Source organism: Dactylosporangium sp. NPDC049525 (assembly GCF_040676755.1).
Lineage (GTDB): Bacteria > Actinomycetota > Actinomycetes > Mycobacteriales > Micromonosporaceae > Dactylosporangium.
The window spans coordinates 101,754-115,774 of the sequence record NZ_JBFAPO010000037.1 but is presented as its reverse complement, the minus strand read 5'-3'; the positions used below and the strand labels follow the sequence as shown (position 1 = coordinate 115,774).

2 protein-coding genes (1 of these 2 only partly in view) are annotated in these 14,021 nt (G+C 69.0%); both read left to right on the top strand.

Annotated features, from left to right (window positions below):
* The first annotated feature begins 15 nt into the window (after positions 1–15).
* A complete protein-coding gene (locus tag AB0K00_RS37980; protein ID WP_363531064.1) occupies positions 16–5,454 on the top strand; it encodes an amino acid adenylation domain-containing protein in 5,439 nt (1,812 codons plus the stop codon).
* A protein-coding gene (locus tag AB0K00_RS37975) for a non-ribosomal peptide synthase/polyketide synthase (protein ID WP_363531061.1) crosses the window boundary here: on the top strand, positions 5,454–14,021 show its beginning. 23,274 nt of this gene lie beyond the right edge of the window; the window shows 8,568 of its 31,842 coding nt (coding positions 1–8,568); it begins with the start codon at positions 5,454–5,456; its stop codon lies beyond the right edge, outside the window. Before AB0K00_RS37980 ends, AB0K00_RS37975 begins: the two co-directional genes overlap by 1 nt.

Below are 14,021 nucleotides of genomic sequence, written 5' to 3'. Positions count from 1 at the left end.
CATGAGCATGCGCCGTTGGCGTTGGCGCAGCGGGTCAGTGCGGTGCCGGGCGACCTGCCGTTGTTTGCCACGCTGCTCAACTACCGGCACAACAGAGCCGACGAAGCTGAACGCGGCATCGATGACGGTACCGCCGCCGATGAAGGGTTCGAAGGCGTCCGGGCCGTGTACTGGCGCGAGACCACCAACTTCCCGGTGATGGTGGCGATCGAGGACGACGGGACCGGCTTCGGGCTGACCGTGGACGCCGTCGGGCCGATCGACCCGCAGGCGGTCGCGGCAATGCTGCACACCGTGGTCTCCGGTCTCATCCCGGCGTTGGAAGCCGGCCTCGACGGCCGCGGACCGACGCTGCTGACCGAGGTCGGTGTGCTGGGTGCGGCCGAGCTTGACCGGGTGCTGCGTGAATGGAACGACACCGCGGTTGACGTGCCGGCTGACACGTTGCCGGGGTTGTTCGCGGCGCAGGTGGCGCGGACACCGGATGCGCCGGCGGTGGTGGTCGAGGGTGCGACGCTCTCCTATGCGGAGCTGGACGGCCGGGCGAGCCGGCTGGCCCGGCACCTGGCGAACCTCGGCGTCGGAGCCGAGTCGGTAGTGGGCGTGAGCCTGCCGCGGAGCGCGGACCTGGTAGTGGCGTTGTTGGCAGTGGTGAAGGCCGGCGGCGCGTACCTGCCGATCGATCCGGACCTGCCGGCCGACCGGGTGGCGTTCATGCTGGCGGACGCAGGTGCGGCCTGTGTCGTGTCCGACGGGACGTTGGCCGGGTTGGGTGTGCCGGTCGTGGCCGTCGACGCTCCCGGGTCGTCGGATTCGGATCCGGGTGTGCTGGTGGTGCCAGCGCAGGCGGCGTATGTGATCTACACGTCCGGGTCGACGGGTGTCCCGAAGGGCGTGGTGGTGTCCCACGCCGGGATTGTGAACCGTCTGGTGTGGATGCAGGCCCGGTTCGGGTTGCAGCCAGGAGACCGGGTGTTGCACAAGACGCCGTTCGGTTTCGACGTTTCGGTGTGGGAGTTGTTCTGGCCGTTGATCCAGGGCGCGGTGATGGTCATTGCCCGTCCGGGCGGCCACCGCGACCCGAGCTACGTCGCCGAGCTGATCCGCGATGAACACGTCGACACCGTGCATTTCGTGCCGTCGATGTTGGAGGCGTTCCTGGCCGCCCCGCAGGCAGCCGAATGCGGTGTGCTCCGACGGGTGGTGTGCTCGGGTGAAGCGTTGGGTGCGGCTGCCCGGGACCGGTTCTTCGAGGTCCTGCCGGGTGTTGGCCTGTTCAACCTGTACGGCCCGACGGAGGCGTCGGTCGACGTGACGGAGTTCGAGGCGCGGGCCGATGGGTCACCGGTGGTGCCGATCGGTCGGCCGGTGTTCAACACCCGCGTCTACGTCCTGGACGACCAGTTGGCGCCCGTCCCGGCTGGGGTCGCGGGCGAGTTGTACCTCGCCGGGGTCCAACTGGCCCGGGGCTACGTCAGCCGTCCAGGCCTGACGGGGGAGCGGTTCGTCGCGGACCCGTTCGACAGTGGGGCGCGGTTGTACCGGACCGGTGACATGGTGCGCTGGTCGGCGGACGGGGACCTGGTGTATCTGGGTCGGGCGGATGAGCAGGTGAAGATCCGCGGGTTCCGGATCGAGCCCGGCGAGGTCGAAGCGGTCATCGCCACCCACCCGCGGGTCGCGCACGCTGCGGTGATCGCCCGTGAGGACGTTGCTGGGGACAAGCGCCTTGTGGCGTATGTGGTTCCGGCGGATGGTGACGGCGACGGGCTGGCCGCCGAGTTGCGTGGGTTCGCCGGCGACCGGTTGCCGGAGTACATGGTGCCGGCGGCTGTGGTGGTGCTGGCCGCGTTGCCGTTGACGGTGAACGGGAAGTTGGACCGCAAGGCCCTGCCTGCGCCGGACTTCGCGTCGGCGGCCGGGACCGGGCGCGGGCCGGCGAACGTCCGCGAGGAACTGCTCTGCCAGGCCTTCGCCGAAGTCCTCGGAGTCGACACTGTCGGCGTCGATGACGACTTCTTCGCACTCGGCGGTCACTCGCTGCTGGTGGTACGGCTGGTCGAATGGCTGCGGGTGCGGGGCGTGTCGGTGTCGGTGCGCACATTGTTCGACGCTCCGACGCCGGCAGGGCTGGCGGCGGCCGCGGGCGCGGTAGCGGTGGAGGTCCCGCCGAACCTGATTCCCGCCGACGCACAGGTCATCACCCCGGACATGCTCCCCCTGGTGGAGCTGACGGAGGCCGAGATCCAGGCTGTCGTCGGCACCGTCGCGGGTGGCGCGGCCAACGTCGCGGACATCTACCCCCTCGCGCCGCTGCAGGAGGGCATGCTGTTCCACCACCTGCTGGCCCGTGGTGGCGACGACGTGTACGCGGTGTCGCGTGCGTTCGAACTGCCCGACCGCGCCGGACTCGACGACTTCGTCGCCGCGCTGCAGCAGGTGATCGACCGGCACGACGTGTTCCGCACCTCGGTGGTGTGGTCGGGGTTGCGGGAGCCGGTGCAGGTGGTGTGGCGGTCGGCGGCCCTGCCGGTCACTGAGATCCACCTCGCCGCCGACGCCCAGGACCCGGCGGCCGCGCTGATGTCGGTGGTGGGCCTGTCGATGGACCTGGGCCGCGCCCCGCTGGTCGACGTGCACGTGGCCGAGCTCCGGGACGGCCAATGGCTTGCCCTGGTGCGGATCCACCACCTGGCCGAGGACCACACCGCGGTCAAGGTCGTGTACCACGAGGTGCGGACGATCCTGGCCGGGCGAGCCGCCGAGCTCGCCGCGCCGTCGCCGTTCCGCAACTTCGTCGCCCAGGCCCGGGCCAGCCTGGTCAACGGCGACCACGAGGCACACTTCCGGGATCTGCTCGCGGACGTCGACGAACCGACCGCGGCATTCGGTGTGATGGATGTGCGCGGCGACGGCGCAGGCGTGGCCAGCGCAACCGGGCGCGTCGGCACCGACCTGGGCGGGCGGTTGCGCGAGGTGTCCCGGAAGCTGGGGGCGAGCCCGGCGACGGTGATGCATGTGGCGTGGTCACGGGTCCTCGCCGTGGTCGCGGCCCGCGAAGATGTGGTGTTCGGGACGCTGCTGTTCGGGCGGATGAGCGCCGGCGTCGGTGCGGACCGGGTCGGTCTGTTCGTCAACACGCTCCCGGTTCGGATGCGGACCGGCGACCTCGACGTCGTGGCCGCGGTCATCGCGATGCGCGGGCAGCTGGCCGGGCTGTTGGAGCACGAACACGCCCCCCTCGCCGTTGCCCAGCGGGCGAGCGGCCTGCCGGCGAACTCGGCGCTGTTCAACTCGTTGTTCAACTTCCGGCACACCGCGCTCGAACAGCCACAGGACGACGATGACGCCGACGAGGTCGGCGACGACACCGCGGCCAGGGTGGGACAGGTGTACCTGCGGGAGCGGACGAACTATCCGCTGTCGGTGTCGGTCGACGACGACGGCGACGGGTTCGACCTGATCGTGGACGTGGTGGCACCGCTCGACCCGAGCGCGGTGGTCGGCATGATGTCCACCGCGGTCTCGGGCCTGGTGGCGGCATTGGAGGCGGGTCTCGAGGGCTGGCCGCGGGCGTCGCTGTCGAGCGTGCCGGTGCTGGATGCGGCCGACCTCGACCGCGTGCTGGTGGAGTGGAACGACACGGCGGTTGAGGTGCCTGCCGAGACGCTGCCGGAGTTGTTCGCGGCGCAGGCGGCGCGGACTCCCGACGCGGCGGCGGTGGTCGGTGACGGGATCGAGGTGTCGTTCGCGGAGTTGGAGGCTCGGGCGAACCAGCTGGCCCGGTACCTGACGAACCTCGGGGTAGGCGCCGAGTCGGTGGTGGGTGTGAGCCTGCCCCGAGGCGTTGACCTGATCGTGGCGCTGCTGGCGGTGGTGAAGGCGGGCGGTGCCTATCTGCCGATCGACCCCGGGCTTCCGGTGGAGCGGGTCGGGTTCATGCTCGCGGATGCGCGGGTGGGGATGCTGCTCGGCATCGAGGACATCCTTGACGAGTTGCCTGCGGGTCGGGTGCGCTCCGTAGCGTTGGACGATCCGCGGGTAGCCGCCGCGGTGGCGGCCCAGCAGGGTGAGCCGCTGGGTGTGGTGGTGTTGCCGCAGCAGCCGGCGTATGTGATCTACACGTCGGGTTCGACGGGGACGCCGAAGGGTGTCGTGGTTACGCATGCCGGGCTGGGCAGTCTGGTGGCGGCACAGGCGGAGCGGTTCAACCTGAGCGGCGACAGTCGGGTGTTGCAGTTCGCGTCGGTCGGCTTCGATGCGGCGACCGCTGAGATGTTCGTGTCGTTGTGCTCGGGTGCCTGCCTGGTCGTGGCCGCGGCGGATGAACTGCTGCCGGGTGCTGGCCTGACGAGGGTGCTGACTCAGTTCGGGGTGACGCATGCGACGTTGCCACCGGCGGTGTTGGCAGTTCTCGCCCAGGAGGACCTGGCATCGGTCACCACGCTCGTGTCTGCGGGTGAGGCGTTGAGCGCGGAACTGGTCGACAGGTGGGCGCCGGGTCGCAGGTTCGTCAACGCGTACGGGCCGACGGAGACGACGGTGTGTGCGTCGATGTCACGCGAGCTGGCGGTCGGTGAGGCGCCGACGATCGGTGCTCCGATCATCAACACGCGGGTGTATGTGCTGGATGAGCGGCTGGTGCCGGTCCCGCAAGGTGTCGCCGGCGAGTTGTACGTGGCTGGTGCTGGTTTGGCGCGTGGGTATGCGGGCCGGACCGGTTTGACGGCGGGTCGGTTCGTTGCGGATCCGTTTGGTGCGGGTGGCCGGTTGTACCGGACCGGGGATGTGGCGCGGTGGGCCGCCGGCGGCGATCTGGTGTATCTGGGCCGCGCTGATGAGCAGGTCAAGGTTCGCGGGTTCCGGATCGAACCGGGCGAGATCGAGGCCGTGCTCGCCGCGCACCCGCAGGTTGGGCAGGCCGTTGTCATAGCCCGCGAGGATGTCCCGGGCGACAAGCGCCTCGTTGCCTACGTTGTCGCGGAGGATGACGAAGACGATCCGGATGTGTCGGGGTTGTCGGGTGTGTTGCGGCAGTTCGTCGGGTCGCGGTTGCCGGAGTACATGGTCCCGGCGGCGGTCGTGGTGCTTGACGTGTTGCCGTTGACGGCCAACGGCAAGCTGGACCGTCGGGCGCTGCCGACACCGGAGCTCGCCGCGGCCGCGGGCACGGGACGCGCCCCGGCCAACGCCCGCGAAGAAGCACTCTGCCAAGCCTTCGCCGAAGTCCTCGGGATCGACCACGTCGGTGTCGACGACGACTTCTTCGCGTTGGGCGGGCACTCGCTGCTGGCGGTACGCCTCGTCAGCCGAATCCGGGCAGCCCTGAGCGTCGAGGTCGATGTGCGGTCCCTGTTCGAGGCTCCGACGGTGGCCGAGCTTGCAATCCGCATGGGAAATCAGAAGTCGAACAGGCCGGCGTTCCGGTCGATGCGCAACAAAGAGGAGTCCTGATGCTTCCGTTGTCCTTCGCGCAGCGCCGCCTGTGGTTCATCGGGCAGTTGGAAGGCCGCAGCCCGCTCTACAACATCCCTATGGTGCTCGGGCTGTCCGGTGAAGTCGACGCGGCGGCCTTGGGCGCGGCGATGCGGGACGTGATCGGCCGGCACGAGGTACTGCGCACGGTGTTCCCGACGGCGGACGGCGAGCCGTACCAACGGATCCTCGAGATCGACGAGCTTGAGTGGGAGCTCGAGGTCGTGGACGTGACCGACGATGCGCTGAGCTCCGCGGTGGAGACGGCCATGGGTTGTGTCTTCGACCTCGAGACAGAGGTGCCGATCCGGGCGTGGCTGTTCAGGTCCGGCCCGGACAGGCAGGTCCTGGTGGTACTGCTGCACCACATCGCCAGCGACGGCTGGTCGCTGGTCCCGCTGGCCAGGGACCTGTCAACGGCCTACGCCGCGCGCCGCGAAGGCCGGGCGCCCGGGTGGACGCCGCTGCCGGGCCAGTACGCGGACTATGCGCTGTGGCAGCGTGAACTGCTCGGCGACCGCAACGACCCGCAGAGCCTGATGTCCCAGCAGGTCAACTACTGGCGGCAGGCGCTGGCCGGTGCGCCGGAGGAAGTGACGCTGCCCGTTGATCGGCCACGGCCGGCCGCATCCGGCTACCAGGGGCATGCCGTCTCGTTCCAGGTTGCCGCCGAGACGCACGCGCGGTTGGCGGAGCTGGCTCGGGCGAACGGCGCGACGCTGTTCATGGTGTTCCAGGCCGCGTTCGGTGTGGTGTTGTCGAAGCTCGGTGCGGGCACGGACATCCCGATCGGGACCGTGGTCGCCGGGCGCACCGATGAAGGGTTGGACGACCTCGTCGGGTTCTTCGTCAACACCCTCGTCATGCGGACCGACCTGTCGGGTGACCCGACGTTCGTCGAACTGCTGCGGCGGGTGCGGGAGACAGGACTGTCCGCGCTCGGAAACCAGGACGTGCCGTTCGAGCTTCTGGTCGAGGAGTTGTCGCCGGCCCGTTCGCTGTCGCGGCATCCGCTGTTCCAGGTGATGCTGATGGTGGAGAACAACGCCGGAGCGGTGTTGGATCTGCCCGGGGCACACATCGCCGGATCGACGGAACCGGCGGAGGACGCGGCGCCGCCGTTGGTGACGGCGAAGTTCGACCTGGACCTCACCATGGGCGAGGCGTTCGACGCGAACGGCACCCCCGCGGGGTTGCAGGGTCTGCTGATCGGGTCTGTGGACCTGTTCGATGCGGAGACCGTCACGGTGATCGCGGCCCGCGTGGTGCGGGCGCTGGAGGCAGTGCTGGCAGACCCGTCGGCGCCGGTGTCCAAGGTGGACGTCCTCGCTTCCGATGAGCGGCGTCGTCTGTTGGTTGAGTGGAACGACACGGTGGTGGAGGGTGTTGCTGGGACGTTGCCGGGGTTGTTCGCGGCGCAGGTGGCGCGGGATCCGGGTGCGGTTGCGGTGGTGTTCGAGGGTGTGTCGGTGACGTTCGGGGAGGTGGATGCGCGTTCGGGTCGGGTGGCGGCGTATCTGCGGGGCTTGGGTGTTGGTCCGGAGTCGGTGGTGGGGGTGCGGTTGCCGCGGGGTGTTGATCTGGTGGTTGCGGTGTTGGGTGTGGTACGGGCGGGTGCGGCGTTCCTGCCGGTTGATTTGGATCTGCCGGCGGAGCGGGTGGCGTTCATGCTTGCGGATGCGGGTGTGACGTGTGTGTTGTCCGATGTGGATGTTCCGGATGTTGTGGGTGAGCCGGTGGAGGTGTTGCCGGACGGTGCGGCGTATGTGATTTACACGTCAGGGTCGACGGGCACGCCGAAGGGTGTTGTGGTGTCGCACGCGGCGGTGGTGAACACGCTGCGGTGGCTGGCAGACGAATACGGCCTGGACCGGTCGGACCGGATCTTGTTCAAGACACCGGTCGGGTTCGACGTGTCAGTGTGGGAACTCTTCCTCCCCCTGGCCTTCGGCGCCACGATGGTGATCGCGCGTCCCGGTGGCCACCGCGAACCGGAGTACCTCGCGGACCTGATCAGGGAGCAGCGGGTGACGGCGGCGGAGTTCGTGCCGTCACTCTTGCAGGCTCTCCTCGCGGAACCGTTGACGGCGGAGTCCCGATCGCTGCGGCAGGTCCTCAGCGGCGGCGAGGAACTGTCCGCCGCGGTGCGCGACCGGTTCTTCGACGTGTTGCCCAACGCCCGGCTGCACAACACCTACGGCCCCACCGAGGCGGCCATCACGGTCACGTCGGGTGAGTGCGTCGCCGGAGACACCGCGACGCTGGTGCCGATCGGCAGGCCGATGGCGAACGTCCGGGCGTACGTCCTCGACGACCGCCTCACGCTGGTGCCCGCCGGCGTGGCGGGTGAGCTGTACCTGGCCGGCACCCAGCTGGCACGTGGCTACGTCGGGCGGTCCGCGTTGACGGCTGAACGGTTCGTCGCCGACCCGTTCGACTCCGGCACTCGGTTGTATCGCACCGGTGACCTGGTCCGCTGGACCTCTGGCGGCGACCTGGTCTTCCAGGGCCGCGCCGACGAACAGGTCAAGCTCCGCGGGTTCCGCATCGAGCTGGGTGAGATCGAGGCCGTTCTGCTGGAGCATCCACAGGTCTCCCAGGTGGCTGTCATGTTGCGGGACGAGCGTCTCGTCGCGTACACCGTCGGCACCGCTGACGGCGTGGCCCTGCTGAACTTCGCGGCGTCGCGGCTGCCGGAGTACATGCTGCCCGGGGCGTTCATCACACTCGACGCGCTACCACTGACCGTGAACGGCAAGCTGGACCGCAAAGCCCTGCCGGCCCCGGACTTCGCCGCAACCGCAGGAACGGGCCGAAGCCCGGCCAGCGTCCAGGAGGAGTTGTTGTGTCTGGCGTTCGCTGAGGTACTGGGACTCGACACGGTCGGAGTCGACGACGACTTCTTCGCGTTGGGCGGGCACTCGCTGCTGGCGGTGCGCCTCGTGAGCCGCATCCGGGCCGTGTTCAAGGCGGAGCTGCCACTGCGGGCGATGTTCGAGGCCACGACCCCGGCGCGGCTGGCCGGCCGGCTGCCGGGCGCGGGAGCGGCGCGGTCGGCGCTGGTGCCGTGGGCGCGGCCGGAGCGACTGCCGCTGTCGTATGCGCAGCAGCGCCTGTGGTTCCTCTGGCAACTCGAGGGTGCGAGCGCGACCCACAACATCCCGGAGATGTTGGATCTGTCCGGCGACATCGACACGACAGCGCTGAATGCGGCACTGCGGGACGTGATCGGCCGGCACGAGGTGCTGCGGACGGTGTTCCCGGCCGTCGACGGTCAGCCGTTCCAGCAGGTGATCCCGCTGGACGACCTGGACTGGGAGCTGCAGCTGGTCGACGTGGCATCGGCGGACCTCGGTGCGGCGGTGGCGGCAGCGACGCAACACACATTCGACCTGGCGGTGGAGGTACCGATCCGGGCGTGGCTGTTCAGCGACGGCTCGGACGAGCGGGTGCTCGTCGTGGTGGTGCATCACATCGCGGGCGATGGCTGGTCGACGGGTCCGCTGGCGGCTGACGTGTCGACCGCGTACACAGCGCGGGTGGAGGGTCGGGCTCCGGTGTGGGAGCCGCTGCCGGTGCAGTACGCCGACTACACCCTGTGGCAGCGGGAACTGCTCGGCGACGAGTCCGACCCGGACAGTGTGATCTCGCGGCAGGTGTCGTACTGGCGGCACGCGTTGGCTGGTGCACCCGAAGAGCTGGTGCTGCCGACCGATCACCCGCGCCCGGCGGTGGCGAGCCGCCGTGGGCACGTGGTGCCGGTGGACGTGCCGGCGGCGCTGCATGCGCGGTTGCTGGAGGTCGCGCGGGCGCAGGGCGTGACGGCGTTCATGGTGCTGCAGGCCGGCCTCGGAGTCTTGTTGTCGAAGCTCGGCGCCGGCACGGACATCCCGATCGGTGCGGCGATCGCCGGCCGTACCGACCAGGCGTTGGATGATCTTGTCGGGTATTTCGTCAACACGCTGGTGATCCGTACCGACCTGTCGGGTGACCCTTCCTTCACGGAGCTGCTGTCTCGGGTGCGTGAGGTGTCGCTGGCCGGGTTCGAGCACCAGGATGTGCCGTTCGAACGCCTCGTCGAGGAGCTGTCGCCGGTCCGGTCGTTGGCGCGGCATCCGCTGTTCCAGGTGATGTTGACGGTGCAGAACAACGCGGACGCGGTGGTGGATCTGCCGGGTGTCCGGGCGGGCGGGTCGGCGGCCGCGGCGGCTGCCGAGATGGCGGTGGCGAAGTTCGACCTGGACTGGATCGTCGGTGAGACGTTCGACGCCGACGGTGCGGCGGCAGGGATGCGGTGTCTGGTGACCGGATCCGTGGACCTGTTCGACGCCGGGACGGTTGCCTCGATCGGCCGGTGGTGGCTGCGGGTGTTGGAGGTGGTCCTAGCCGATCCGTCGGTCGCGGTGTCCGGGGTTGACGTGTTGGACGCCGTTGAGCGGGAGCGGGTGTTGTTCGGGTGGAACGACTTGGGGGTTCGGGTTCCGGAGGTCTCCCTGGGGGAGTTGTTCGCGGGGCAGGTGGCTCGGACGCCGGATGCGGTGGCGGTGGTGGGTGGTGGTGTGTCGCTGTCGTATGCGGAGCTGGATGCGCGGTCGAACCGCCTCACCCGGTATCTGATCAGCGCCGGGGTTGGGTCCGAGTCGGTGGTAGGGGTGTGTCTGCCGCGGGGCGTGGACATGGTGGTGGCGTTGTTGGCGGTGGTGAAGGCGGGTGGTGCGTATCTGCCGGTCGATCCTGAACTCCCGGTTGAGCGGATCAGGTTCATGCTCGCTGATGCGCGTGCGGGGGTGTTGCTGGGCTTTGAGGATGTGTTGGACGAGTTGCCGGCGGGTCGGGTCAGGTCGGTGGCGTTGGATGATCGGCGGGTCGCGGGTTCGGTGTCGCGTCTGTCTGATGGGCCGGTCGCTGTGTCGGTGGATGGTGGGCAGGCGGCGTATGTGATGTATACGTCGGGGTCGACGGGGGTGGCGAAGGGTGTGGTGGTGCCGCATCGGGCGGTGGTGCGTTTGGTGTGGCAGGCGAGTTTCTTCGAGGTCCGCGCTGGAGATGTGATCGGTCATCTGGCGTCGGCGTCGTTTGATGCGGCGACGTTCGAGATCTGGGGTGCCCTGTTGAACGGGGCCGTGTTGGCGGTGGCGCGGCCGGGTGTGATGTCGACGGCCGAGTTGGGTGCCTTCCTGGCCGAGTATCGGGTGGACACGTTGTGGTTGACCGCTGGTTTGTTTGATCAGGTGGTGGGTGCGGATGTGGCGGTGTTGGCGCCGGTGCGGCAGTTGTTGGCTGGTGGTGATGTGTTGTCGGTGGCGTCGTGTCGGACGGTGTTGGAGCGGGTGCCGGGTCTGCGGCTGCTGAACGGGTATGGGCCGACGGAGAACACGACGTTCACGGCGGTGCACGCCGTCCAGCAGGAGGATGTGGTTGACCGTGTGAGTGTGCCGATCGGCGCGCCGATTTCCGGCACGCAGGTGTATGTGCTGGATGGTCGGCTCAGTCCTGTGCCGGTGGGTGTGGCCGGGGAACTCTATGTCGCTGGTGCGGGTCTGGCGCGCGGGTATGTGGGTCGCGGTGGCCTGACTGGTGAGCGGTTCGTCGCCGATCCATTTGACCCGGCTGGTGGTGGCCGGATGTATCGGACCGGGGATGTGGTGTCGTGGTCTGGTTCGGGTGAGTTGATGTTTGTCGGCCGGGCTGATGAGCAGGTGAAGATTCGTGGGTTCCGGGTCGAGCCTGGCGAGATCGAGGCGGTGCTGACCGGGCATCCCCAGGTGGCGCAGGTCGCGGTGGTCGCCCGGGAGGACACGGCGGGGGACAAGCGGCTGGTCGCGTATGTGGTGCCGGCCGCCGGTGACGGTGACGGCCTGCCCGCGGTGTTGCGCGCGTTCGCCAGTGATCGGTTGCCGGAGTACATGGTGCCGTCCGCCGTGGTGGTGTTGGCCGCGTTGCCGTTGACCGTGAACGGCAAGCTGGACCGCAGAGCGCTGCCCGCGCCGGATTTCGCGGCTGGCGCTGGGGTCGGTCGTGGCCCGGTGAGTGTGTATGAAGAGCTGTTGTGTCTGGCGTTCGCTGAGGTCCTCGGTGTGGATCACATCGGCGTCGATGACGACTTCTTCGCGTTGGGTGGGCATTCGCTGCTGGCGGTGCGGTTGATGAGCCGGTTGCGGGCGGTGTTCGGGGTTGAGCTGTCGTTGCGGGCGTTGTTCGAAGCGGCGACACCGGCTGGTTTGGCCAGCCGCCTGCCGGGTGCGGGGGTGGCGCGGTCGGCGCTGGTGCCGTGGGCGCGACCGGAGCGGGTGCCGTTGTCGTTCGCACAGCAACGGCTGTGGTTCATCGGCCAGCTGGAGGGCCCGAGCGCGCTCTACAACATTCCGATGGTCCTGGGCCTGTCGGGTGTCGTGGACGTGCAGGCCCTCGAGGCGGCGTTGCGGGACGTGATCGGCCGGCACGAGGTGCTGCGGACGGTGTTCCCGACTGTTGACGGTGAGCCGTTCCAGCAGGTGATTCCGCTGGAGGCGCTGGACTGGCGGCTGCAGGTGGTGGAGGTTGCTGCGGCGGAGCTCGGCGAGGCGGTGGACTCGGCGGCGCAGTATGCGTTCGACTTGGCCACCGAGGTGCCGATCCGGGCGTGGTTGTTTGGTGATGGTTCGGATCAGCGGGTGTTGGTGGTGGTGGTACATCACATTGCCAGTGACGGCTGGTCGATGGGGCCGCTTGCCGGTGATGTGTCGACGGCATATGCGGCGCGGTTGGCTGGTCGGGCGCCGGCGTGGGCGCCGCTACCGGTGCAGTACGCCGATTACGCGCTGTGGCAGCGGGAACTGCTCGGCGACGAGTCCGACCCGGACAGTGTGATCTCACGGCAGGTCAGCTACTGGCGGCGGGCCCTGGCCGGGGCCCCGGAGGAGCTGACGTTGCCGGTGGACCGGCCGCGGCCGGCGGTCGCCAGTCACCGTGGGCACACCGTGCCGGTGGACGTGCCGGCCGGGTTGCATGCGCGGTTGCTGGAGGTTGCCCGGGCCGAGGGCGTGACCGTGTTCATGCTGCTGCAGGCCGGACTCGGTGTGCTGCTGTCAAAGCTCGGCGCCGGCACGGACATCCCGATCGGCGCGGCAATCGCCGGCCGCACGGACCAGGCGCTCGATGATCTTGTCGGATTCTTCGTCAACACGCTCGTGATCCGCACCGACCTGTCCGGCGACCCGTCCTTCACCGAGCTGCTGGCTCGGGTGCGGGAGACGAGCCTGGCTGGGTTCGAGCACCAGGACGTGCCGTTCGAGCTGCTGGTCGAGGAGCTCGCCCCGGCTCGGTCATTGGCCCGGAACCCGCTGGTCCAGGTGATGCTGACCCTGCAGAACACCGCAGACGCGATCCTGGAACTGCCCGGGGTACAAGCCGGCGGGCCCGCGGAGGCGACAGAAGCGACGTCGGCGGAAGAGACATCGTCGGCGAAGTTCGACCTCAACGTTGTGGTGTCGGAGACGTTCGACGCCGATGGTGTCGCGGCAGGGCTGCGGGGTGTGCTGACCGGGTCGATGGACTTGTTCGATGCGGCGACGGTTGCTGATATCGCTCGGCGTTGGGTTCGGGTGTTGGAGGCGGCTCTGGCGGATCCGTCGGCGCCGGTGTCCACGGTCGATGTGCTCGACGCCGTTGAGCGGGAGCGGGTGTTGTTCGGGTGGAACGACACGGGGGTCCAGGTTCCGGAGGTGTCCCTGGCGGAGCTGTTCGCGGGGCAGGTGGCTCGGACGCCGGGTGCGGTGGCGGTGCGTGGTGACGGGGTCGAGCTGTCGTATGCGGAGCTGGATGCGGGGTCGAACCGCCTCGCCCGGTATTTGATCAGCGTCGGGGTTGGTGCTGAGTCAGTCGTGGGGGTGTGCCTGCCGCGGGGCGTGGACATGGTGGTGGCGTTGTTGGCGGTGGTGAAGGCGGGTGGTGCGTATCTGCCGATCGATCCTGAACTCCCGGTCGAGCGGATCAGGTTCATGCTCGCCGATGCGCGTGCGGGGGTGTTGCTGGGCTTTGAGGATGTGTTGGACGAGTTGCCGGCGGGTCGGGTCAGGTCGGTGGCGTTGGATGATCGGCGGGTTGCCGGTTCGGTGTCGCGTCTGTCTGATGGGCCGGTCGCTGTGTCGGTGGATGGTGGGCAGGCGGCGTATGTGATGTATACGTCGGGGTCGACGGGGGTGGCGAAGGGTGTGGTGGTGCCGCATCGGGCGGTGGTGCGTCTGGTGTGGCAGGCGAGTTTCTTCGAGGTCGGTGTCGAGGACGTCATCGGTCATCTGGCGTCGGCGTCGTTCGATGCGGCGACGTTCGAGATCTGGGGCGCCCTGCTGAACGGCGCCGTGTTGGCGGTGGCCCGACCGGGTGCGATGTCGACGGCCGAGTTGGGTGCGTTCTTGGCCGAGTATCGGGTGGACACGTTGTGGCTGACGGCGGGCTGGTTCCACCAGGTGGTCGGTGACGACGTCGAGGTGTTCGCGCCGGTGCGGCAGTTGCTGTCTGGTGGTGACGTGTTGTCGGTGACCGCCTGCCGCACAGTGCTGGAGCGG